Annotated in this window: 20 protein-coding genes and 1 riboswitch; of the genes, 9 read left to right on the top strand and 11 right to left on the bottom strand. The window is 72.9% G+C overall.

The window, feature by feature from the left end; genetic code table 11:
* Positions 1 to 65 precede the first annotated feature (65 nt).
* On the bottom strand, positions 66 to 836 hold the full coding sequence (locus JOD63_RS16295) for an enoyl-CoA hydratase/isomerase family protein (RefSeq protein ID WP_045275639.1): 771 nt from the start codon (positions 834 to 836) through the stop codon (positions 66 to 68).
* 14 nt (positions 837 to 850) lie between these two features.
* Positions 851 to 1,612 carry an SDR family NAD(P)-dependent oxidoreductase gene (locus tag JOD63_RS16290; protein ID WP_045275638.1) on the bottom strand — a complete coding sequence of 254 codons (762 nt, stop codon included), beginning with the start codon at positions 1,610 to 1,612 and terminating at the stop codon, positions 851 to 853.
* Between the two features lie 163 nt (positions 1,613 to 1,775).
* Here JOD63_RS16290 and JOD63_RS16285 point away from each other — a divergent pair, with 163 nt between their 5' ends.
* Together JOD63_RS16285 and JOD63_RS16280 are read left to right on the top strand one after the other, a co-directional pair.
* Positions 1,776 to 2,501 (top strand): aminoglycoside 3'-phosphotransferase, encoded by a 726-nt coding sequence (locus JOD63_RS16285; protein ID WP_045275684.1) that lies wholly within the window; start codon positions 1,776 to 1,778, stop codon positions 2,499 to 2,501.
* Positions 2,498 to 2,896, top strand: coding sequence for an MmcQ/YjbR family DNA-binding protein (locus JOD63_RS16280; RefSeq protein ID WP_045275637.1), 399 nt, complete (start codon positions 2,498 to 2,500; stop codon positions 2,894 to 2,896). Before JOD63_RS16285 ends, JOD63_RS16280 begins: the two co-directional genes overlap by 4 nt.
* 42 nt (positions 2,897 to 2,938) lie before the next feature.
* On the opposite strand, the gene JOD63_RS16275 is transcribed toward JOD63_RS16280, so the two are convergent.
* From JOD63_RS16275 to JOD63_RS16265, 3 genes are all read right to left on the bottom strand, one after another.
* On the bottom strand, positions 2,939 to 3,730 hold the full coding sequence (locus JOD63_RS16275; protein WP_045275636.1) for an energy-coupling factor transporter transmembrane component T family protein: 792 nt from the start codon (positions 3,728 to 3,730) through the stop codon (positions 2,939 to 2,941).
* Positions 3,727 to 5,205, bottom strand: coding sequence for an ABC transporter ATP-binding protein (locus JOD63_RS16270; protein WP_045275635.1), 1,479 nt, complete (start codon positions 5,203 to 5,205; stop codon positions 3,727 to 3,729). Before JOD63_RS16270 ends, JOD63_RS16275 begins: the two co-directional genes overlap by 4 nt.
* A 2-nt stretch (positions 5,206 to 5,207) precedes the next feature.
* On the bottom strand, positions 5,208 to 5,840 hold the full coding sequence (locus JOD63_RS16265; RefSeq protein ID WP_045275634.1) for an ECF transporter S component: 633 nt from the start codon (positions 5,838 to 5,840) through the stop codon (positions 5,208 to 5,210).
* A riboswitch (TPP riboswitch) is annotated at positions 5,833 to 5,942 on the bottom strand. (Overlaps the previous gene by 8 nt.)
* Positions 5,943 to 5,979: 37 nt before the next feature.
* Here JOD63_RS16265 and JOD63_RS16260 point away from each other — a divergent pair.
* Positions 5,980 to 7,581 (top strand): D-alanyl-D-alanine carboxypeptidase family protein, encoded by a 1,602-nt coding sequence (locus JOD63_RS16260; RefSeq protein ID WP_045275633.1) that lies wholly within the window; start codon positions 5,980 to 5,982, stop codon positions 7,579 to 7,581.
* Between the two features lie 45 nt (positions 7,582 to 7,626).
* Here the strand turns inward: JOD63_RS16260 and JOD63_RS16255 are convergent, their stop codons facing one another.
* Both JOD63_RS16255 and JOD63_RS16250 read right to left on the bottom strand, forming a co-directional pair.
* Complete coding sequence (locus tag JOD63_RS16255) at positions 7,627 to 8,577, bottom strand: J domain-containing protein (RefSeq protein WP_045275632.1); 951 nt, start codon at positions 8,575 to 8,577, stop codon at positions 7,627 to 7,629.
* A 49-nt stretch (positions 8,578 to 8,626) separates the two neighbouring features.
* Positions 8,627 to 9,688: an enoyl-CoA hydratase/isomerase family protein gene (locus tag JOD63_RS16250; RefSeq protein ID WP_045275631.1), complete on the bottom strand. Its 1,062-nt coding sequence runs from the start codon at positions 9,686 to 9,688 to the stop codon at positions 8,627 to 8,629.
* A 132-nt stretch (positions 9,689 to 9,820) separates the two neighbouring features.
* Between JOD63_RS16250 and JOD63_RS18300 the strand changes: the two genes are divergently transcribed.
* Entirely contained in the window at positions 9,821 to 11,317 is a 1,497-nt protein-coding gene (locus tag JOD63_RS18300) for an ATP-binding cassette domain-containing protein (RefSeq protein ID WP_084613509.1), read from the top strand.
* A complete protein-coding gene (locus JOD63_RS16240; protein ID WP_045275630.1) occupies positions 11,314 to 12,129 on the top strand; it encodes an ABC-2 transporter permease in 816 nt (271 codons plus the stop codon). Before JOD63_RS18300 ends, JOD63_RS16240 begins: the two co-directional genes overlap by 4 nt.
* A gap of 43 nt (positions 12,130 to 12,172) precedes the next feature.
* Here the strand turns inward: JOD63_RS16240 and JOD63_RS16235 are convergent, their stop codons facing one another.
* The gene (locus tag JOD63_RS16235; RefSeq protein ID WP_045275629.1) at positions 12,173 to 12,640 is read right to left on the bottom strand and encodes a hypothetical protein; all 468 of its coding nucleotides are present in this window, start codon (positions 12,638 to 12,640) and stop codon (positions 12,173 to 12,175) included.
* A 104-nt stretch (positions 12,641 to 12,744) separates the two neighbouring features.
* Here JOD63_RS16235 and cofG point away from each other — a divergent pair, with 104 nt between their 5' ends.
* Genes cofG through JOD63_RS16215 form a run of 4 tightly spaced genes read left to right on the top strand, consistent with a single transcriptional unit; the run spans position 12,745 to position 18,369 of the window.
* The gene (gene cofG, locus JOD63_RS16230; protein ID WP_245617982.1) at positions 12,745 to 15,201 is read left to right on the top strand and encodes a 7,8-didemethyl-8-hydroxy-5-deazariboflavin synthase CofG; all 2,457 of its coding nucleotides are present in this window, start codon (positions 12,745 to 12,747) and stop codon (positions 15,199 to 15,201) included.
* Positions 15,198 to 16,682, top strand: coding sequence for a flavin-containing monooxygenase (locus tag JOD63_RS16225; protein ID WP_045275628.1), 1,485 nt, complete (start codon positions 15,198 to 15,200; stop codon positions 16,680 to 16,682). The genes cofG and JOD63_RS16225 overlap by 4 nt, the downstream gene beginning before the upstream one ends.
* Positions 16,679 to 17,692: a glucose-6-phosphate dehydrogenase (coenzyme-F420) gene (gene fgd, locus JOD63_RS16220; protein WP_084613516.1), complete on the top strand. Its 1,014-nt coding sequence runs from the start codon at positions 16,679 to 16,681 to the stop codon at positions 17,690 to 17,692. Before JOD63_RS16225 ends, fgd begins: the two co-directional genes overlap by 4 nt.
* Positions 17,689 to 18,369: a glycosyltransferase family protein gene (locus tag JOD63_RS16215; protein WP_045275626.1), complete on the top strand. Its 681-nt coding sequence runs from the start codon at positions 17,689 to 17,691 to the stop codon at positions 18,367 to 18,369. Before fgd ends, JOD63_RS16215 begins: the two co-directional genes overlap by 4 nt.
* A gap of 16 nt (positions 18,370 to 18,385) precedes the next feature.
* Here JOD63_RS16215 and JOD63_RS16210 read toward each other — a convergent pair whose 3' ends face one another.
* Genes JOD63_RS16210 through cofD form a run of 3 tightly spaced genes read right to left on the bottom strand, consistent with a single transcriptional unit; the run spans position 18,386 to position 21,268 of the window.
* On the bottom strand, positions 18,386 to 19,483 hold the full coding sequence (locus JOD63_RS16210) for a hypothetical protein (RefSeq protein ID WP_045275625.1): 1,098 nt from the start codon (positions 19,481 to 19,483) through the stop codon (positions 18,386 to 18,388).
* 58 nt (positions 19,484 to 19,541) lie between these two features.
* Positions 19,542 to 20,288 carry a sulfite exporter TauE/SafE family protein gene (locus JOD63_RS16205; protein ID WP_045275624.1) on the bottom strand — a complete coding sequence of 249 codons (747 nt, stop codon included), beginning with the start codon at positions 20,286 to 20,288 and terminating at the stop codon, positions 19,542 to 19,544.
* Positions 20,288 to 21,268 carry a 2-phospho-L-lactate transferase gene (gene cofD, locus JOD63_RS16200; protein ID WP_045275623.1) on the bottom strand — a complete coding sequence of 327 codons (981 nt, stop codon included), beginning with the start codon at positions 21,266 to 21,268 and terminating at the stop codon, positions 20,288 to 20,290. The genes JOD63_RS16205 and cofD overlap by 1 nt, the downstream gene beginning before the upstream one ends.
* Positions 21,269 to 21,270: the final 2 nt, after the last annotated feature.

Here is a 21,270-nt window from a genome sequence, read left to right as displayed (position 1 = left end):
TCGGTTCTCCTTGGTCGTGGCGCTGGTCGTGGTGCTGTTGCGTCGTGGCGCGGTCGCGGTCGCGGTCAGTCGCGGGACTTGCGGGATGCCGCGGCGAACGCGGCGACGCGCACGCGCGCGTCGGGGGTGTCGAAGGCTGCGCCGATCGAGGCGGCCTCGTAGTCGAGGTTCTCGGCGAGGGTGCGCTCGGCCCCGGTGCGGATCAGCCGCTTGGCCTGCCCGAACGCGCCCGTGGCGCCGTCGAGCCAGAAGCGGGCGATCTCGTCGGCCCGTGCTGCCGGGTCGTCGGCGACCTCGGTCACCAGACCCCAGTCGAGCGCGGTGGCAGCGTCGATGGTCTCGTCCTGCAGCAGCAGCCGCAGCGCCCGCGTCTGTCCGACTGCGGCGGTGAGCAGCGTCGAGACGCCGAGGTCGGGGGTGAGGCCGATGTTCGCGTACTTGCTCACGAACTTCGCCCTAGGCGCGGCGACGATGTAGTCGGCGGTGAGCATGAGCCCCAGGCCTCCGCCGGCGACCGCACCCTGCACGACGGCGACGATCGGCTTGTCGGAGCGGGCGAAGGTGCGGATGCCGTCGTGGATGACGTGCGCCATTCCGGTGATCGCCTCGCCGCCCTCGCCCGAGGTCGACATCGCGACGACGTCGCCGCCGGCGCAGAAGGCCGGGCCCGCGGCATCAAGCACGATCGCCCCGACGGTCGCGTCGGCGGTGAGTTCGTGGGCGAGGTCGCGCCAGCGCCGCCCCATCTCGAAGTCCATCGCGTTGAGGAACGCGGGACGGTTGAAGGTGATGCGGGCGAGGCCGCCGTCGCGCGCGAGGAGGATCGTGTCGCTCATGTGGGTGTCGTTCCTTACTTCGGGGCCATGCGGATGGCGCCGTCGAGGCGGATGGTCTCGCCGTTGAGGTAGCCGTTGTCGACGATGTGCGCGACGAGCCGGGCGTACTCGTCGGGGCGGCCGAGTCGCTGCGGGTACGGCACCTGCAGTCCGAGCGAGTCCTGCGCCTCCTGCGGGAGGCCCATGAGCATCGGGGTCTCCATGATGCCCGGGGCGATCGTGACGACGCGGATGCCGTAGCGGGCGAGTTCGCGCGCGATCGGCAGCGTCATCGCATGCACACCGCCCTTCGATGCGGCGTACGCCGGCTGGCCGATCTGGCCGTCGAAGGCCGCGACACTGGCGGTGCTGACGATGACGCCGCGGTCGCCGCCCTCGGTCGGCTCGGTCTTCGCGATCGCGGCCGACGCCTGGGCGATGACGTTGTAGGTGCCGATGAGGTTGATGCGGATGATGCGCTCGAACCCCTCGAGCGGCGACGGCTCGCCCTCGCGATCGAGCACCTTCGCGGGTGGCGCGATGCCGGCGCAGTTCACCACGACCCGCAGCGGACCCGCTGCGGCGGCGATCTCGACGGCGGCGCGCACCTGGGAGACATCGGTGACGTCGGCCGGGGCGAACGTGCCGCCGAGCTCCTCAGCGATCTCCGCTCCCGCCGAGGTGGGCAGGTCGACGATCGTGACGGCTGCGCCGGATGCCGCGAGTCGGCGAGCGGTGGCGAGGCCGAGGCCGCTCGCACCTCCGGTGACCAGTGCCGAAGCACCCGTGATGTCCATGTGTTCCCCTTCGAACCCGCGAGATTGTGTCTCACACTACGCGACACCGAGTGCCATCGTGTCCCGCGGTGCTGCGACCAGGGTATCCGCAGCGGCATCATGGGGTGATGGAGCTGCGACCGAAGCGGATCAGCGACGACGTGACACGGGACGCGTGACCGCGATGTCGATCCCGGTCACCGACACCGCAGTTCCGCCGACGGTCGCCGCTCTCGCCGGCGGGGCACGGCTCGAGCCGGTGTGGCGCAACGACGCCGGCGGGCTGACCTTCCGCACCGACGACGGGCGGTTCATCAAGCACGGCCCGCGCCAGAGCGAGACGTCGTTCGCCGCAGAAGCGGAGCGGATGGCGTGGGCCGGCGCGTTCATCCGGGTGCCCCAGGTGCTCGAGGTCGGCGGCGACGAGACGCACGAGTGGATGGTGACGACGGCGCTCCCGGGTCTCTCGGCCGTCGATCCTCGCTGGATCGCCGATCCCGCGACCGCCGTGCGCGCGGTCGGCGCGGGGCTGCGCGCCCTGCACGACGCACTGCCCGTCGTCGACTGCCCGTTCGACTGGGGCGTGCCGGCGCGACTCGCGAACGCCGCCGGTCGCGGCATCCGTCCGCCCGAGGCCGGGGATGACGCGCCGCCCGTCGACGAGCTGGTGGTGTGCCACGGGGATGCCTGCTGCCCGAACACGCTCATCGGCGATGACGGAGAGTGGTGCGGCCACGTCGACCTCGGGGCCTTGGGCGTCGCCGACCGGTGGGCCGACATCGCCGTCGCATCGATGTCGACCGAATGGAACTACGGGCCGGGCTGGGAGGACGCCCTCATCGAGGCCTACGGGATCGAGCCCGACCGCGAGCGCCTGACGTTCTATCGGGAACTGTGGAACGCGACATGAGCGACCACCCGCACCCGCCGATGTTCGAGCCCGGCGACCCGCTCCTCGCGCGGGTGCGCGCGATCGCGCTCGCGCTGCCCGAGGCGGCCGAGAAGATCAGCCACGGACGCCCCACCTTCTTCGTCAAGAAGGTGTTCTGCTACTTCGGCGGCTCGGAGCGGATCGACGGCGAGTGGGTGCGCCACGACGAGGCGGTGCTCGTGCTGCCCGACCCGGCCGACGAGGCTGCACTCCGACAGGACCGGCGCTACTGGGTGCCCGCCTACCTCGGTCCGGCCGGCTGGCTCGGACTCGACATCGCCGACGCCGCCGACTGGGACGAGATCGCCGAGCTCATCGACGCGTCCTACCGCCGCACCGCACCCGTGCGGCTCGTGCGCGGGCTGGACGCCTGACGACGGCGCCGCCCCGCCCCGTCCAGCCCCGGCCCGCGAGCCTCAGGACCACACGAAGCGGAACGTGCCCGCGGCGACCGCCGCGCCGATCGCGACCGCGATGACGAGGCATCCGCCCGCCACCGCCACCGCGTCGCGGGCGTGGAGGCGCGACGGGCGCGACCAGGTGCGCGTGATGCCCGACCCGAAGCCGCGGGCCTCCATCGCCGTCGCCAGCTTCGTTCCACGGCGAACGGCGAAGACGAGGAGCACGAAGGCCATCGAGAAGAATCGGCGCACCGCCCCGGTGTCACCCACGCCGCGCGCCCGGCGGGCGAGGGTCATCGAGCGCCAGTCGTCGAGGAAGAGCCCGAGCGTGCGCGTGCCGGCGAGCACCCCGAGCACGAACCTGCTCGGCAGCTTCGCGACCTGGGCGAGCGCATCGGCCAGCTCGGTGGGGTCGGTGCGCCCGAACAGCAGGATCGTCGGCAGCCCCAGCGCCACGACCCGCAGCGACACCGCCACGGCGAGCGCGATCGACTCGTCGCTGATCGTCGCGTACCAGAACGACCAGTAGACGGTGCCGCCGGGCTCGGCGTAGAGGAGCATGCTCACCCCGGCGATCGGGGCGAACACCACGAGGGGCAGCATCCGCTTCGCCACCGTCGCGAGCGCGAGTCCGGTGAGCGGAAGCAGCGCGAGCTCAAGCAGGATCGCCACGAGGGAGCTGACGGCGTCGATCGACACCATGAGCGGCACCGACAGCAGGAGCGCGATCACGATCTTCGACACCGGGTTGACCCGGTCGAGCCAGGCCGGCGCCGTGGCCGGGGCGTCGACGGCGACCGCGCTCATCGGGGCACCTCGGCTCCGAGATCGAGCCCCAGATCGATGCGGTGGCCGCCGAGGTGCCGGAGCACGTCGTCGTCGTGCGTGACGGCGATCACCGTCGTGCCGGCGACGATCTCGGACTGCAGAAGTCCCACGAGCTCGCTCCACCCCCGGCGGTCCTGCCCGAACGTGGGTTCGTCGAGCACGACCACCGGCGGCGCGTCGGCGAGCACGGTCGCCACCGAGAGCCGTCGCTTCTGCCCACCCGACAGGGTGAACGGGTTCGCGCCGGCCAGCGGGGTCAGGTGCAGCCGCTCGAGCAGCTCGTCGACGATGAGGTCGACGGCGGCCGGGGCGATCCGCCGTGACCGCGGGCCGATGGCGAGCTCGTCGCGCACCGTCTGCGCGAGGAACTGGTGCTCGGGCTCCTGGAACACGGTGCCGATGCGAGTGAGCAGCTCGCGCGAGCGCCAGCGCGACGGACGACGACCCGACGGCGCCGCGAGCTCGACCGCGGCGACGACCTCGCCCGCCGCCTCGGGGAGGAGTCCGGCGAGGGTGAGCGCGAGGGTCGACTTGCCGGCGCCGTTGGGACCGGTGATCACCGTCGCGCAGCCGCGGGGTGCGGCGACGTTGAGTCCGGCACGGACGATGCTGCGACCGTCGCGCGAGATGGCGAGGCCGGATGCCGCGACCGCGGGGTCGTGCGCGAGCAGCGGCCCATCCGAGAGCACAGGCAGATCGACGGGCATGCCGGGGACCCACACGCCCGCCGCCGCGAGGCTCTCGCCGTGCCGGGCGAAGACCTCGGCGGGAGGACCGTCGGCGAGGAGGCCGCCCTCGGCGCTCACCACGATCACGCGGTCCATGAGGTCGGCCCAGACCGCGGTGCGGTGCTCGATCACCACGAGGGTCGCGCCGGTGCGCGCGACCGCGCGCTCGACGCTGTCGCGCACCTCGCGCACCCCGAGCGGGTCGAGGTTGGCGGTCGGCTCGTCGAGCAGCAGCACGCCCGGTCGCATCGCGAGCACCCCGGCGAGCGCGAGCCGCTGCTTCTGCCCGCCCGAGAGGGCCTTGGTCGGGTGCGAGAGTGCGACGTCGAGCCCGACGTCGGCCATCGCCTCGGCGACGCGTGACGGGATGTCGGATGCCGGCACCCCGAGGTTCTCGCACCCGAAGGCGACGTCGTCGCCCACCTTCGAGAGCACCACACCGGCGTCGGGGTCCTGCAGCACGAGTCCGACACGGCCGCGATGTGCCTCGGCCCGCTCGCCGTCGATCAGCAGCGCACCGGTCTCGTCGCCTTCGTCGGCTCCGCCGAGGAGCCCGGCGATGCCGGCGAGGAGCGTCGACTTACCGGCGCCGGACGCGCCGAGCAGCAGCACGCGCTCGCCGGGCTCGATGGCGAAGCTGACGTCGCGGACGGCGGCGGCACGGCGCCCGGCGTAGCGCCAGCCCCAGCCCTGCGCGGTGACGCGCCCCGGGCGGGTCGTCGACATCGTCAGACCTCGCGTCGCGCCTCGCGGCCGGCGGCGAAGCGGCTGAGCGCACCGGTCGCTGCCAGCGCGCGCACGGCGAGCCAGCCGACGAGGCCGGCGAGCAGAGCGCCCGAGACGATGAGTGAGACCAGGTAGATCGTGTTGAACTCGAGCGTCTTCAGGATGTTGGGCGATGCCCCGTAGAACAGCTCGAAGATCCACGCGCCCACGCCGGCGCCGATGCCCGAGAGCATCGCGACCGGGAGCGTGAAGCGCGCGTAGAGGAACAGGGCGAAGATCAGCTCGGCGCCGAGTCCCTGCACGATGCCCGACAGCACCGTCGAGACGCCCCACATGTTGCCGATGAGCATCGACACCACGGCGGCGAGCACTTCGACGAGCAGTGCGGCACCGGGCTTGCGGATCACCAGGCCGCCGATGACTCCGCCGATCAGCCAGATGCCGACGGCGATGCCGCCGAGGCCGGGGGTCAGGGCGTCCATCGCGGTGAACCAGGCGTAGCCGACGGTGTTCCAGGCCCAGAAGACGAGGCCCAGCGCGACGCCGAGGACGGCGGCGACGACGATGTCGACGACCCGCCAGCGGAAGCGGTGGGCAGTCGCGGGTGCCGCGTGGGCAGACGTGGACGCGTGCATGTTCTCTCCTCCCTGCGCCGGCATGATCCGGATCAGGTTCGACGGTCGAAGCGCGATTCGCTTCCTCTCAGCCCGACTCGACGGACTCCCGTGGTTGTCCGATGAGTATAGCCGCGCGTGCGGCAGGTAAATTGAGCGGATGACCCTCGACGACGCCGCTGCGCTCACGCGCCGCGAGCGGCGTATGCGGTCGGGGGCGATCGATGTCCCGCCGGGCGCCGGTGGGCGCGCCGCACCCGAGGTCGACACGTCTCCCGGGGGCACGGTCGACACCGCCTCCGCCGAGGCGCCTGCTGTCCGCATCGCGCCGGAGAGCCCGTTCCACGGTGACGACGCCCCGGCGGCAGCCGAGGAGCCGATCGCGGCCGCTGCGGCGGCATCCGTCCCCCCCGCTGCCGCGGGAGAGCGCCCCGCGCTGTCGTGGCTCGCCGACACCGACGTCACCCCGGTCGCGATCCCCCGCGACCTCGTCGCGGCCGGCTCCCCCTACGTGCCGGTCGAGGTGAGCCTGCTCGCCGACCCGCCGCGCCGGTCGCCCTGGCGACCGAGCGTGCTCGTGCCCACGGCGATCATCGCGTTCGTGGTCTTCGCCTACGGGGCCACCACCCTGCTGTGGCCCCTCCACGCGGTGGCCCCCGAGGTCACCGCGATCCAGGTGCAGCCGGCCGCCGCGGCAGCCGCCGAGATGACCTGGCCCGCAGAGGGCAGCGCCGCCGTCACGGTGGCGGGCATCTCGGGCACGCCGGCATCCACCCCCGACGCCGACGCGATGGCCAGCATCACGAAGGTCGTGACGGCGCTCGTCGTGCTCGACGAACTCCCGCTCGAGCTCGGCGAAGACGGGCCGGCGTACAGCTTCGACTACAGCGACAACCTCGACTACTGGAGCTATCGCGCCCGCGGCGAGTCCGCGCTCGATGTGCCGGTGGGCGGGTCGCTCACGCAGTACCAGATGCTCGAGGGCATGCTCATCGGCTCGGCGAACAACTACGCCGACCGGCTCGCGAGCGACCTCTTCCCGTCGGACCAGGTCTTCGCCGCGGCCGCGCAGGACTGGCTCACGGCGCACGGCGTCCCCGGCATCACCGTCGTCGAGCCCACCGGAATGAGCAGCCAGAACACCGCGAGCCCGGCTGCGCTGCTCACCCTCGCGCAGAAGGCCATGGCGAACCCGGTCATCGCCGAGATCGTCGCCGAGAAGTCGGTGGAGCTCCCCGGGGCAGGCGTCGTCGACAACACCAACGGACTTCTCGCCGATGAGGGCGTCGTGGGCATCAAGACCGGCACGCTCGACCGGTGGAACCTGCTCTCCGCGAAAGACGTGGTCGTCGGCGAGACCGCGGTGCGCCTGTATGCCGCCGTGCTGGGCCAGGCCGACGACGAGGCCCGCCTCGAGGCGTCGCGCTCGCTCTACGACCAAGTCGAGGCGCAGCTGCAGCCGTTCCCGTCGGTGCCGGCGGGCACCGTGGCCGGTACGGTGACGACGCTGTGGGGGTCGGACTCCGACATCGTGACCTCCGCCGACGCGACAGTGGTGCTGTGGAACGGCGGCACCAGCACACTCACCCCGGCGTACGACCTCGGCGACGCACGCGCCGCCGGCTCCGTCGTCGGTTCGATCACCGCCGACGGCCCGCTCGACTCGGCCACGGTCGATCTCGAGCTCGCGGCCGACATCGAGCCGCCGAGCGCCTGGTGGCGGCTCACCCACCCGCTGGAGCTGTTCGGCCTGGCCGGCTGACCCGGCGACGAACCGCCCGGCACCAGCACCGCCGGCGTCCTGCCGTCAGGCGAAACGCACCGTCTGCTGCAGGCGGGTCCGCACGTCGAAGACCTCGTTTCCGCCGATGGAGCGCACCCCCGTGATCCCCCGGCGCAGCACCGCCGACAGCGCGCTGCGCGACACGATCGCCACCGGGGTGCCGCGCACCTTGCCGATCTCGTCGATCGCCTGAAGCACATCGTCGTCGGGCAGCACGACGACCGCCCCGCTGAAGCGCACCCCCGCCGCGCGCGCCATCAGCCGCAGTCGCGCGACCAGGTCGGCCACGGGGGCGCCGGCGACGCCGTCGCCGATGAGCTCGCCCCGGCGGACCCGCACCGGACCGCCGAAGTCCTCCGAGAGCACGCCGTACAGCCCGCTCGGACCGAGCACGATGTGGTCGATCTTGTCGTCTGATCCACCACCCCGGGCGGGCGGCGCGACGTCGTGCCACACGGTGTAGCCCATGCCGAGGTCGGCGATGACCCGTGCGGTGGCCTCTTCGGCGAGCGCATCGGCGAGGAGTCGGCGCACATCGTGGGGAGCCGAGCGGACGAGTGCGGGATCGTAGGGGTCGGGCAGATCGACCCCGCGCCCCGCCCATTCGCGGATCAGCTCGAGGTACCGCTCGCGCCGCCACCCGCCCGGGTGGCCGTGCGAACGCGCTCGCGGCCGCGTGTCACGCGAGTCGGCGCGGGGCGCCCGCCACGTGACGCCCGAGTCGGGCGCGGGCGAGAAGTCGGGCGTCGCGGATGCCCCGAACCCGTGTCCGCGGTCGTACGCAGCACGCGCCGACGCATCGCCGACGAGCTCCCAGGCGCGCTGCACCTGGATGAACACCGCGGCATCGCCGCCGGTGTCGGGGTGCGTCTGCCGCAGGCGCAGTCGGTACGCCCGCTTCAGCGACTCCTCGTCGGCGGTGGGTTCGACGCCGAGCACCTCGTATGCCGACGCCGACAGGGGACTGTCGAACACGCCTGTTCCGCCTCTTCCTCGCGAATCCCGATCCGTCGAGCGTACGCGCTCACGACCAGAGCGGCTCCGCGGGCACGTGAGCGAACGCCTGGTCGGCGATGCCCGGATCGAGATCGGCGAGGGCGGCGGGCTGCCAGCGCGGCGAGCGGTCCTTGTCGACGACCTGGGCGCGGATGCCCTCGGCGAGGTCGGGCTGGGTCTGCGCGAACCACATCACGAGGCCGTACTCCTGAGCGAGGGCATCCCGCAGCCCGGCGAGTCCGCGCGCGCGACGCACCGCTGCGAGGGTGACGGCGAGCCCCGTCGGCGAGAGCTCGCCGAGGAGGTCGGCGGTGGCGGATGCCTCGGGCTCGGGGCGGGCGCGGAGGCGCTCGACGATCTCGGCCACGGTGTCGGCGGCGAACGCGTCGTCGATCCACGCGCGGCTGCGCTCGAGCGCCGACGGAGCGGGCGTCTCGTCGAACAGCAGCACCAGTTCGGTGGGACTCGACGGGTCGGCGCGGGTCTCGAACGCCTCTCGCAGTCCATCGAGGTGGTCGACGGGCACGAGGTGGTCGGCGAGCCCGGCGTACACCGCGTCGGCGGCATCCATCACCGCTCCGGTGAGGGCGAGGTACTCGCCGAGGTGTCCGGGCGCGTGGGCGAGGAGCCACGTCCCTCCCACGTCGGGGGTGAAGCCGATGCGGGTCTCGGGCATGGCGAGCTGCGACCGCTCGGTGACCACACGGATCGCCGCGTGCCCGGCGAGGCCGATGCCGCCGCCCATGGTGATGCCGTCGGCGAGCGCGACGATCGGCTTCGGGTACTCCGCGATCCGGGCGTTGAGCGCGTACTCCTCGCGGAAGAACAGGGCGGCCTCGTCGAAGCGGCCGCCCACCACCCGCTCGGCGAGCACGCGCACGTCGCCGCCGGCGCACAGGCCCCGCTCCCCCGCGCCGTCGAGGACGACGAGCTCGACATCGGTGTCGGTCTCCCAGGCGTCAAGTGCCGCGCTGAGCTGGCGGACCATGTCGAGGTCGAGCGCGTTGATCGCGCGTGGCCGGTTGAGGGTGAGGCGCCCGAGTCCTCCCGCGCTCCGGACGAGGACGGTGGGCTCAGGTGCGTCGGTCACGCCCGCAACGTTACCCCGCGGCCCCCGCGGCGGAGCGGGCGGAATCGCGACGCGACCGGAAGGAACCAGGGACAACGGGCGACGTTTCCGCAAAGATGTGGGGAACGACTCACGACGACGAGAGGGTTCGGCATGCCGGCAGGTGAGGTGCTGGAGTTCTCGGGGGTGACGAAGCGATTCGGCTCGGTGACTGCGGTCGACGACCTCTCGGCTCGTGTGGAGCCGGGAGTGGTGACGGGCTTCCTCGGCCCGAACGGCGCCGGCAAGACGACCACACTGCGCGTGCTGCTGGGCCTCGTGCGCCCGAGCGCCGGCACGGCGACGATCGGCGGTGTGCCGTACCGCAGCCTGGCGAACCCGCTGCAGAGCGTGGGCGCCGTGCTCGAGGCCTCGAGCTTCCACCCCGGCCGCAGCGGAGCCGGCCACCTCGCGGTCTACGCCGACGCGGCCGGCGTACGCAGAGCCCGCGTCGACGAACTCCTCGAGCTCGTCGGGCTGGCCGATGCGGCCGGGCGCAAGGTGGGCGGCTATTCGCTCGGGATGCGCCAGCGCCTGGGTCTCGCCGCAGCACTGCTCGGCGACCCCGGCGTGCTCGTGCTCGATGAGCCGACGAACGGACTGGATCCCGAAGGCATCAAGTGGATCCGCGGGTTCCTGCAGCAGCTCGCCCGCGAGGGGCGCACCGTGCTGGTGTCGTCGCATCTCCTGGCCGAGGTGCAGCAGACGGTCGACGCGCTGCTGATCATCTCGCACGGGCGCCTCGTGTTCCAGGGCGGCATCGAAGACCTCGCCGACCCCGACGACCACGCGACGGTGACCGACGCGCCCGACCGCGAGGCGCTGATCGCAGCGCTCACCGACGCGGGCATCGGGTTCGAGGTGCTGCGGTCGGGGCTGTCGGTGCGCGGCGCCGAACCCGCCGAGATCGGGCGCATCGCCGCCGACGCCGGCGTCGCCCTGTCGTCGCTGCACCGTCGCGGCCCCGGGCTCGAAGAGGTGTTCCTCGATCTCGTCAACGGCACGCGCGTGCACCCGAGCGCGGCCGGCGCGGTGGCAGCGACGGTCGCGGTGCCGGACCCCGTCGCCGGCAGCGAACCCGAGACGGATGCCGGAGTGGAGACGGATGCCGTCGCCGCTGAGACAGATGCGGCTGAGGCCGTGCCGGAGCAGGCGCCTGAGCAGAGCATCGAGGCCGAGCCGGAACCGGAGGCCGAGGCCGAGGCGGAACCGGAGCCCGAGCCCGAGCCCGAAGCGGACTGGCAGTCCGAGCAGGATCCGGCAGCAGAGACCGACGTCGAACCCGAGCCCACCCCTGAGCCGGCGTCCGACACTCCCGCAGAGACCGCGGACGAAGCATCCGTCGCCGAGCCCGCCGACGACGACACGCCGACCCTGCCCGACGACGAAGACAGCGACCGCCCCTGGGAGGACTACGTCCGCACCGACGCCGACGTCGACGCCGACGCGTTCTTCGCCTCGTACGACTCGCCGCACAATCCCGGCGAGCCGGAGCACGACGCCGGCGAGCCCGAGCCCGACGTGCCCGAGCCTGCCGAGCCCGAGCCCGACGTGCCCGACGACGAGCACCCCGCCGCAGACGACACCGCAGACGGGGGTGAGCAGCGATGAGCCTCAGGCGGGCGACGCGCTCCGAATCGACCAAGCTCTTCACGACGTCGATCTGGTGGCTGCTGGGCATCGTGCTGGTCGCCTACATCGCCTTCACCGCCGCCGCGGTGGGGCTCGCATTCTCGCTGTCGGCGAGCGGATCCCTCGGTGACGACGCACCCGTGCTCCCCGCCGAAGGCCTCGCGCCGACGCTCTACAGCACCGCCACCTCGGTCGGGTACGTGTTCCCGCTCCTCCTGGGAACCCTCATGGTGACGGGCGAGTTCCGCCACAAGACGCTGACTCCGACCTTCCTCGCCATCCCGCGCCGGGGCACGGTGCTGTGGGCGAAGATCGTCGTCGGCGTCCTCATCGGAGTGATCTACGCCGTCGCGGGCATCGTCGCCGCCGTCGGGCCCGCTGCCGGCATCCTGGTGGCGAACGACCTCCCCACCGCACTCGACGAGCCCGACACCTGGGCGCTGTTCGGACGGATGCTGATCGCCTACGTGCTCTGGGTGCTGGTCGGCATCGGGGTGGGGGCGCTGGTGCGCAACCAGGTCGGGGCGATCGTGGGCGTGCTGGTGTTCACGCAGTTCCTCGAGCCCGTCGGCCGAGCGGCTGCGGCGTTCGTCACCGAGTTGAACGACGTCGTGAAGTACCTCCCGGGTGCGGCATCCGACGCCCTCGTCGGGGCGAGCCTGTTCACCGTGGGCATGCCGCAGGCAGAGAGCGCGCTCGAATGGTGGGTGGGCGGGCTGGTGCTGCTCGGCTACGCAGCGGTCGCGCTGCTGCTCGGCCACCTGGTCAGCTGGCGCCGCGACGTCAGCTGACCACAGTCGGGCACGACCCGCTGACGAGAGCGACGGGTGGGAGTCAGACCGCGGGAGCGGGCGTCGGCGCCTTGCGGGTGCGCGGCTTCGCGGCAGGAGCCGGGATGTCGATCGTGCCGGTCTCGGCGGCGATCTCGACCACGTCGACCGGTTCGGCCGCGAGGTCGACTTGGAGCGCCTGCACGAGCGCCAGCCCGTGGCGCGTGGTCAGCACGATGCGCTGGAACTCGTCGTGGCCGTCGAGGTCGATGACGGCACCCGGGCGGTGGCGGCGGATGATGGCGAAATCGGCGCCGCCGGCCGACTTCCAGGTGCCCATGGCCACGACGCCCGGGATGCGGGTGCCGGGGCTCGGAACCCCGCGCAGCCATGTCCATCCGTCGTCGGTGAGCTGCACCTTCGTGATCGTCGAGCGCTCGATCACGACGTTGCTCTTGCGGAACGCCATCGCCTTCTCGGCGCCCGACAGCACGATCTCGAGCTGAGTCGAGTCGAGCAGGAGGGTGACCATGCCCTCTAGTGTGCCAGCGGTGCATGCCTGAGCGGGGATGAATCGTTCACAGACCCGCAACGATCCGCGGCGCCCCCGACCCGGGGCGGTGCGAGACTGGAACGGTGACCGCTGTGGCATCCCCCGTTTCGTCGCCGGCCGTCGCGCGCGCCCTCGGCCTCGCCGGCAGGGGTGAGCGCCTCGAGATCGCCGACGCCGAGGCCCTCCTCCACGCGGACGGCGCGGACTTCGAGCGCCTCCTCGATCTGGCCTCCGCGCGGCGCGACGCCGGGCTCGCGGCATCCGGTCGCCCCGGCGTGATCACGTACTCGCGCAAGGTCTTCGTGCCCCTGACCACCCTCTGCCGCGACCGCTGCCACTACTGCGTGTTCGTCGACACCCCGGGTCAGCTGCTCAAGAAGAGCAAGCCCGCGTTCATGTCTCCTGAGCAGGTGCTCGCGGTGGTGCGACAGGGCCAGGCGCTCGGCTGCAAGGAGGCGCTCCTCACCCTCGGCGACCGCCCAGAAGACCGCTGGCCCGAGGCGCGCGCCTGGCTCGACGAGCACGGCTTCGCCTCGACGCTCGACTACGTCGGGTTCATCGCGCGGCTGATCACCGACGAGACCGGCATGCTCGCCCACCTCAACCCGGGCGTGATGACGGCGGACGAGCTTCGGATGCTGCGCCCCACGGCGCCGTCGATGGGCATGATGCTCGAGACGACGTCGCGGCGCCTCTACGAAGAGCCCGGTCAGGTGCACTTCGGCTCGCCCGACAAGGATCCCGACGTGCGTCTCGCCGTGATCGACGCGGCAGGTGCCGAGCGGGTGCCGTTCACCACCGGCATCCTCGTGGGCATCGGCGAGACCGTGCGCGACCGCGCCGAATCGCTCGTCGCCCTCCGCGACGCGCACGAGCGGCATGCCGTCGACGGCCCCGCCGGCCCGCAGGGGCACATCCAGGAAGTCATCGTGCAGAACTTCCGCGCGAAGCCGCGCACCGCGATGCAGGATGCCCCCGACGCCGACCTGCGCGAGTACGTCGCCGCGGTCGCCGTCGCCCGCCTCGTGATGGGCGCGCGCATGCGCATCCAGGTGCCACCCAACCTCTCCGACCCGGGCGAGTTCGCCCTCCTGGTGCGTGCCGGCATCGACGACTGGGGCGGGGTGTCGCCGCTCACCGCCGACCACGTCAACCCCGAGCGCCCGTGGCCGCACGTCGACGACCTGGCTGCGCAGACGGCCGCCCTCGGGTTCGAGCTCCAGGAGCGCCTGACGGCGCATCCGGAGTTCGTGACGGATGCCGCGACGTGGCTCGATCCGGCGATGCGCGCCCCGGTGGCGGCGCTGGCCGATCCGGTGACCGGGCTCGCAACCAGGTCGCTCAGCCCCGCGACGAGCTCGGGGTCCGACGACGCGTCCAGGTCGCTGAGCCGCTCGATGAGCTCGGGGACCGGGGCGACGGCGAAGCTCGCCGAGGCCGCGGCATCCGACCCTCTCGCCCTCGACGACGCCGAGTGGGTCGCCCTCCTCGAGGCCACCGGGCGCGACCTCGACGCCCTCACCGCCGTCGCCGACGACGTGCGCCGGTACACCGTGGGCGAGGCGATCACCCTGGTGGTCAACCGCAACCTCACGTCGAGCGGGTTCACCCGCGGCGTCCCCGCCGGCGCCCAGGCGTTCGGCATCGACGACGTCGCGGCGATCGCAGCGGATGCCGTGGGCCTCGGCGCGACCGAGATCTGCGTGCAGGGCCGACTCGACCCCGGCGTCGACGCGGAGGCCTATCTCGACATCGCGCGCACGGTCAAGCGCGCGGCGCCCGGCATCCACCTGCACGCCTACCGCCCGCAGGACGTGCGCGATCTCGCCGATCGCGGCGGCCTGGGTCTCGACGGCGCCCTCGCCGAACTGCGTGCAGCGGGCGTCGACACCGTGCCCGGCACCGGCGTGAAGGTGCTGAGCGAGCGCGTCCGCCGCCTCGTCGCCCCCGACGATCTGCCCATCGACCGGTGGACCGAGGGCATCGCCGCCGCGCACGCCACCGGGTTCCGCTCGACCAGCGTGCTGTTCTACGGCCACGTCGAGACGGCCGGCGAGCGCATCGCGCACCTGCGCGAGCTGCGGCGGCTGCAGGCTGCGGCGGCGAAGACGGGGTCGGGCGGCGGGTTCAGCGAGTTCGTGCCGATCCCCCTGCCCGGGCGGCTCGGCGGCGTGCCGCTGGTCGCGGGCCGCTCTCCGATCGACGAGCACCGGGCCATGGTGGCGGTGTCGCGCCTGCTGCTGTCGGGCAGCATCCCGCACATCCAGATCCCGTGGACCCGCGTCGGCCGGGCCGATGCCGCCGTGCTGCTCCGCTCGGGCGGAGACGACCTGGGCGGCACGCTCCTCGACGGCCGCGTGAAGCCCGAGGCGGGCATCGAGTACGGGCAGGAGCTTCCGGTGGCGGATGCCGCGGCGATCGCGGCGCGCATGTTCCGGCCGTTCCGGCTGCGCACGACCACGTACGCGGAGGCGGGCGTCAACCGGGGTGGGGCCCTTCGACAGGCTCAGGGACCGGCGGCGCCGGTGGGGCAGGCATGACCGACGTCGAGGTCGCGATCGTCGGCGCCGGTTTCGCGGGCATCGGCATGGCGATCGCGCTGCGTCGCGCGGGGATCGACGACTTCGTGGTGCTCGAGCGCGGAGCATCCGTCGGCGGAACCTGGCGCGACAACACCTATCCGGGCATCGCGTGCGACGTGCCGGCGCACCTGTACGGGTTCGCGACGCACCCGAATCCCGACTGGAGCGGCGAGTTCGCCGAGGGCGCCGAGCTGCACCGCTACCTCGCAGACGTCGCGGCCGCCGAGCTCGACGGCGGCCGGCTGCGGCTGAACACGCTGATGCAGGGCGCCACCTGGGACGCCGAGGCCGCGCAGTGGCGCATCGAACTCGGCGGCGCCGAGCCGGGTGTGCTCACCGCCGCCGCGCTGGTGCTCGCCTGCGGACGGCTCACCGAGCCGCGCATCCCCGCCTTCCCGGGGCTCGAGACCTTCGCCGGTCCGATGTTCCACACCGCGCGATGGAACCACGACGTCACGCTCGAGGGCGCACACGTCGCCGTCGTCGGGTCGGGGGCGAGCGCCATCCAGGTCGTGCCCGAACTCGCCCGGCGTGCCGCACACGTCACGCTGCTGCAGCGCTCCCCCGCGTGGATCATGCCCCGCGGCGGCCGCCCGTTCACCGACGAGGAGCGCGCCTACTTCGCGGAGCATCCGGGCGAACTCGCCGCCCGCCGGGCAGCGCTCTACGCCGAGGGCGAGGCCCGCTTCGCATCGCGCTCGGGGGATCCGGCGGCAGCGGCCACTGCGGCGGCGACCGCCCGGGCGCACCTGCGGGCGCAGGTCGAGAACGAGGCTCTGCGCGACGCCCTCACCGCCGACTACGCGTTCGGGTGCAAGCGGGTGCTCCTCTCGGACGACTTCTACCCCGCGGTCGCCTCCGATGCCGTCACGCTCGTCACCTCGGCGCTCGCCGGCGTGGACGGCGACACGCTCGTGGCCGCCGACGGCACCCGCGTTCAGGCCGACGTGCTCGTGCTCGCGACCGGGTTCCTCACCCTGCGCCAGCCCTACGCCGCACTCGTCACCGGCGAAGACGGCGTCACCCTCGCCGAGCACTGGTCGGACGGCATGACCTCGTTCGCCTCGACGGTGGTGCCCGGGTTCCCCAACATGTTCGTACTCGACGGCCCCAACGCCGCTCTCGGCCACAACTCGTCGGTGCTCATCCTCGAAGAGCAGGCGGCGTACGCGGTGCGCGCATTGGGGGCCCGCCCCGGCTATCCGGGCGGCGTGCTGCGGCCGCGCGCCGAGGCCGAGCGCCAGTACACCGACGAGATCGCGCAGGCCGCAGCATCCACCCCCTGGATGACCGGCGGATGCCGCAACTGGTACGTCGACCGGGGGCGGCTCACCCTGCTGTGGCCGGGCACCGTCGACGCCTTCCGCGCGCGGCTCACCCGCGCCGACGGATCCGAATTCGCGACCGCGACCGCGGACGCATCGAGAGGAGAGCTCTGATGGTCCCCATCCGCTTCGGATACAAGGCGTCGGCCGAGCAGTTCGGGCCGACCGAGCTGCTCGACTACGCCGTGCTGGCAGAAGAGGTCGGCTTCGACTCGGTGTTCATCAGCGACCACCTGCAGCCGTGGCTGCACGAGGGCGGCCACGCACCGGCATCCGTCCCGTGGCTCGGCGCACTGGGCGCGAAGACGTCGCGCGTGCTCATCGGAACCTCGGTGCTCACCCCGACGTTCCGCTACAACCCGACCGTCGTCGCGCAGGACTTCGCGACACTGGGCGTGATGTATCCGGGCCGCGTGATCCTCGGCGTCGGCACCGGCGAAGCGCTGAACGAGGCCAACCTCGGCATCGCGTGGCCCGACCCGCCGGAGCGCTTCCAGCGCATGAAGGAGGCGATCGGCCTCATCCGCCGACTGTGGTCGGAAGACCGGGTGAACTTCGAGGGCACGTACTACACGGCCCGGAACATCACGATCTACGACAAGCTGCCCGAGCCGGTGCCGATCTACATCGGCGCAGCAGGACCCGCCGCCACCCGCCTCGCCGGCCGTATCGCCGACGGCTTCATCACCACCAGCGGCAAGAAGCGCGAGCTGTACACCGACACCCTGCTGCCCGCGCTCGACGAGGGCCTCGGCAAGGAGGGCCGCACCCGCGACGACATCGACACGCTGATGGAGATCAAGGTGTCGCTCGACACCACGCTCGACGCGGCGCGCGAGAAGACCCGCTTCTGGGCGCCGCTGGCGCTCACCCCCGACGAGAAGATGGGCGTCGACGACCCCATCGAGATGCAGCGCCTCGGGGAAGAGCTGCCCATCGAGCGCACCGCGTCGCGCTTCATCGTGTCGGACGACCCCGATGAGCACGTCGAGCGGATCGCCTGGTACGTGTCGCTCGGGTTCCGTCACCTGGTGTTCCACGACCCCGGCCACGACCAGGAGGCCTTCCTGCGCCGCTACGGCGCCGAGATCCTGCCTCGGCTGCGCGCCCGGTTCGGCGCGTGACACCCGTCGACGGCGCGTGGGTGGTCGTCGTGCCGGTGAAAGACCCGGCGCGCGGCAAATCGCGTCTCGATGCGCCGGGGGTCGATCGCATCGCACTGGCGCGGGCGATCGCCCTCGACGCGCTCGCGGCCGTCGCCGCCTGCGATGAGGTCGCGCGGGTGGTCGTGGTCACCGACGACGCGGCGATGCCGATGCACGCCGCCGGCATCGCCGGGGTGCGCTGGATCGACGAGACCGCCGCGCGCGAGCACCGCGCGGCCGAGGCGATCGCCGGGCGCGCGGACTCCGTCTTCGCGGCTGGACTCGACGGAGCGATCGCCGCTGGGATGGCGGAGGTCGACGACGCGATGCCGCGCGCAGCCCTGCTCGGCGACCTGCCGGCGCTCCGGCCCGACGAGCTCGCCGTCGCCCTGCGGGAAGCGGCATCGGTTCCGCGAGGAGTCGCCGCCGACGCCGAGGGCACCGGGTCGACGCTCGTCACCGCGGGAGCGGGCGTGGCGTGGGCATCGTCGTTCGGCGACGGCTCGTTCGCGCGTCATCTCGCGCTCGGCTGCGTTCCGCTCGCGACGACGGATGCGCCGACCCTGCACCGCGATGTCGACACGATCGACCAGCTCGAGGCCGCCCGCACGCTGGGCCTCGGCCCGCGCACGACCGCCGTGCTGGAGCGCGGCTGAGGCCCCGGTCGGAGGATCAGCCCACCGGCATCCACTCGTCGCCGTCGCGCTCGCGATGCCAGGCGACCCGCGGAGCGTCCCACTCCCGGGCGACGTCGGTCAGCCAGACCGTGACATCGGGACTCCACCCGCCCAGCACCGTCGCGTACCCCTCCGAGACCGCGAGCTCGCGCGTGGCCGCGGTGAGATAGCCGAGGGCGGTCAGGTGCACGGCATCCCACTCCTGTGCCACGCGCTCCCAGTCGGGGATCACCCAGCCGCCGTCCCTTCCGGTCACGCGGTACCACTCGTGCCGCCGCGCGGCGGTGAGGTCGAGCGGATGCCGCCGGCACAGCTCCACCCAGTCCTCGGGCCCGCGGATCTCGAATGTGCGGCCGGCGCCGCGAACCGGAATGGCGACGCCATCGGTCCACCCGAACCCGTCTTCGACGAGGGTGAGTCCGGCCGGCTCGCGGGACGGGAGGATGCCCGTGGTCTGCAGCATCCCCGACGGGAACGACCACCACTCCCCGCCGTACAGCGCGGTCACGTCGCGCGGCCGCTCGCGGGCGGCACGGGCCTCGTCCGCGCGCGCGTGGACACCCCACTCGGCGAGAAGCTCGCCCGGCCGTCCGGCGAGGAGCGGGGCGGGGTCACCGGCGTCTCGCCAGTCGACGGCCCATTGCTCGGCCACCCGGGGCGCGTCCCACGTCGACGCGACCGTCGACGCCATGATCTGCTCGGCCACCCCGCCGAGCGCCGCCGCCACGGCGGGCAGCGCGGCCAGGTGGTCCTCACCGTCGGGTGCCTGCCAGTAGCGCGCAGAGTCGACGGCTGCGAGGAGTCCGACCGGGATGGCAGCGGCGAGTCGCTCCGGCGCGAGGTCGGCACTCCCGAGCATCCGGAGCCGCGCGACGAGCCCGTCGACGGTCGGGGGCGGGGGCTCGGGCGCGTGCTCCGCGTCGCCACCCCAGCCGGTGAACACGATGCGGGTGACCGCGGCGTCGGCAGGCTCGTGCGCGAACGCGAGCGGGTGGATCAGGGCGTGCAGGCCGTCGTCGAGCTCGGCGGCCACGCTCATGCAGAGCCGTCGCCCACGCGGCCCCGACAACAGGCGTGCGGCGTCGGCGGTCATTGTCCGATCCTGGCATGCCCTCGGTGCGGACCGGATCGCTCGGAAGGGCGGAGGCGGCTCAGCTGACCAGCAGGTACACCGCGCCCACGATGGTGAACACGATCACGAGCTTCTCGAAGAGCTGCTGCGGCATGCGATCCGCGAGCCACCTGCCGAAGAACGCGGCGACGATCACGAGCGGCGCGAGCACGAGGTCGATCAGCAGCCCCGGCACGGTGATGATGCCGAGCCCGATCGAGAAGGGCACCTTGAACACGTTGACGATCGCGAAGAACCACGCGGCGGTGCCGAGGAACGCCTTCACTTCGAAGCGCGCCGCGAGGAAGTACATCGACATGACGGGGCCGGCGGCGTTCGCCACCATCGTCGTGAAGCCGCCGAGCGAGCCGTAGGTCGCGGCGGCGATGCGGTGCGACCCCGTGTCGGCGCCGGCACCGGCCTGCAGTCGCCGGCGGAGCAGGGTGATCGCGATCACCCCGAGCAGGATCACGCCGATGGTGCGCTTGACCCAGACATCGTCGGCGAACCAGAGGAAGACCACGCCGAGCAGCACGCCCACCACGACCGCGGGGGCCAGTCGCACCAGCGCCTTCCAGTCGGCGTGACGCCGGTACATCGCGACCGCGAACAGGTCGGCGAGGATCAGGAGGAGCAGCAGCACACCGGTCGACTGCCGGGCCGGCAGCACCGCCGCGAAGATGGCGACGGCGATGGTGCCCGCCCCGGGCACGGCGGTCTTCGACAGTCCGACGACCACCGCGGCGAGCGCGAGCAGGGCCCAGGCCCATCCAGTGAGTTCGGGCATCACACGCCCGCCGCGCCGAGCGCGGCCTCGGCGAGGGCGGCCGATCGCGCGGCATCCGTCATCCACAGCGGGGCGACGAGCGGACGGATGCCTGCCCCGGCGACCTCCTCCGCCGCGGCGGCGTCCTCCTCGGCGAGCAGCCACGCGTCGAGCACACCGCCGGCGCTGCGCGCGCCGTAGTGGCGAGCGACCGCAGCAGCCGACGTCTCGACGCCGATCGCCGCAAGGCACACGTCGGCCATGCCGCGCACCACGCGGCCGCCGATGATCGGCGACACTCCGACGACCGGCGCGACGGTCGTCGCGAGGGCGTCGCGCACGCCCGGCACGGCGAGGATCGGTCCGATCGAGACCACCGGGTTCGACGGGGCGACGAGCACGACGTCGGCCTCGGCGATGGCTTCGACGACGCCCGGCGCGGGCACCGCGGCATCCATTCCCGGGTTCTCGAACCGCTCGGGCGCGAGGGTCGCGCGGTGACGCGTCCACCACTCCTGGAAGTGCATCGTCGTGCCGCCGTCGACGACGACCTGCGTGTCGACCTCGGCGTCGGTCATCGGCAGCAGACGCGCGCCGAGCGGCCAGCGCCCCGCCATCCGCTCGAGCACCTGGGCCGGGGTGAGACCGTCACGCAGCCAGCCCGTGCGGGCGAGATGCGTACCGAGGTCGAGATCGCCGAGCGTGAACCACGGCCAGCCCGAGCCCCACGCCTGCACTTCGGCGTTGACCCGCTCCGTGTCGCCTTCACGACCCCAGCCTCGCTCGGTGTCGTTGACGCCGGCGAGGGCGTAGGTGATCGAATCGACGTCGGGCTGCAGCCGCACGCCCGAGAGCCAGAGGTCGTCGCCGGTGTTCACGACGACGGTGAGGGCTGCCGCCGTGTCGGCGATGCCGCGCGCACGCAGCGCACCGCGCACACCGAGCACGAAGCGCGAACCGCCCACGCCGCCGGCGAGGACGACGATCCGAGGTGCCGCCATCG

The sequence above is a fragment of the Microbacterium terrae genome (assembly GCF_017831975.1).
Classification (GTDB): domain Bacteria; phylum Actinomycetota; class Actinomycetes; order Actinomycetales; family Microbacteriaceae; genus Microbacterium; species Microbacterium terrae.
The sequence above is the reverse complement of the archived record's forward strand: the minus strand, read 5'-3'. Positions and strand labels throughout refer to the sequence as shown.

Coding starts and splice junctions, on each gene's coding strand:
- JOD63_RS16225 (WP_045275628.1), top strand. CDS start 15,198: ATGACCGACGTCGAGGTCGCGATCGTCGGCGCCGGTTTCGCGGGCATC.
- JOD63_RS16235 (WP_045275629.1), bottom strand. CDS start 12,640: ATGGTCACCCTCCTGCTCGACTCGACTCAGCTCGAGATCGTGCTGTCG.
- JOD63_RS16285 (WP_045275684.1), top strand. CDS start 1,776: ATGTCGATCCCGGTCACCGACACCGCAGTTCCGCCGACGGTCGCCGCT.
- JOD63_RS16280 (WP_045275637.1), top strand. CDS start 2,498: ATGAGCGACCACCCGCACCCGCCGATGTTCGAGCCCGGCGACCCGCTC.
- JOD63_RS16275 (WP_045275636.1), bottom strand. CDS start 3,730: ATGAGCGCGGTCGCCGTCGACGCCCCGGCCACGGCGCCGGCCTGGCTC.
- cofD (WP_045275623.1), bottom strand. CDS start 21,268: ATGGCGGCACCTCGGATCGTCGTCCTCGCCGGCGGCGTGGGCGGTTCG.
- JOD63_RS16270 (WP_045275635.1), bottom strand. CDS start 5,205: ATGTCGACGACCCGCCCGGGGCGCGTCACCGCGCAGGGCTGGGGCTGG.
- JOD63_RS16295 (WP_045275639.1), bottom strand. CDS start 836: ATGAGCGACACGATCCTCCTCGCGCGCGACGGCGGCCTCGCCCGCATC.
- JOD63_RS18300 (WP_084613509.1), top strand. CDS start 9,821: ATGCCGGCAGGTGAGGTGCTGGAGTTCTCGGGGGTGACGAAGCGATTC.
- JOD63_RS16290 (WP_045275638.1), bottom strand. CDS start 1,612: ATGGACATCACGGGTGCTTCGGCACTGGTCACCGGAGGTGCGAGCGGC.
- JOD63_RS16260 (WP_045275633.1), top strand. CDS start 5,980: ATGACCCTCGACGACGCCGCTGCGCTCACGCGCCGCGAGCGGCGTATG.
- JOD63_RS16205 (WP_045275624.1), bottom strand. CDS start 20,288: ATGCCCGAACTCACTGGATGGGCCTGGGCCCTGCTCGCGCTCGCCGCG.
- JOD63_RS16210 (WP_045275625.1), bottom strand. CDS start 19,483: ATGACCGCCGACGCCGCACGCCTGTTGTCGGGGCCGCGTGGGCGACGG.
- JOD63_RS16240 (WP_045275630.1), top strand. CDS start 11,314: ATGAGCCTCAGGCGGGCGACGCGCTCCGAATCGACCAAGCTCTTCACG.
- JOD63_RS16265 (WP_045275634.1), bottom strand. CDS start 5,840: ATGCACGCGTCCACGTCTGCCCACGCGGCACCCGCGACTGCCCACCGC.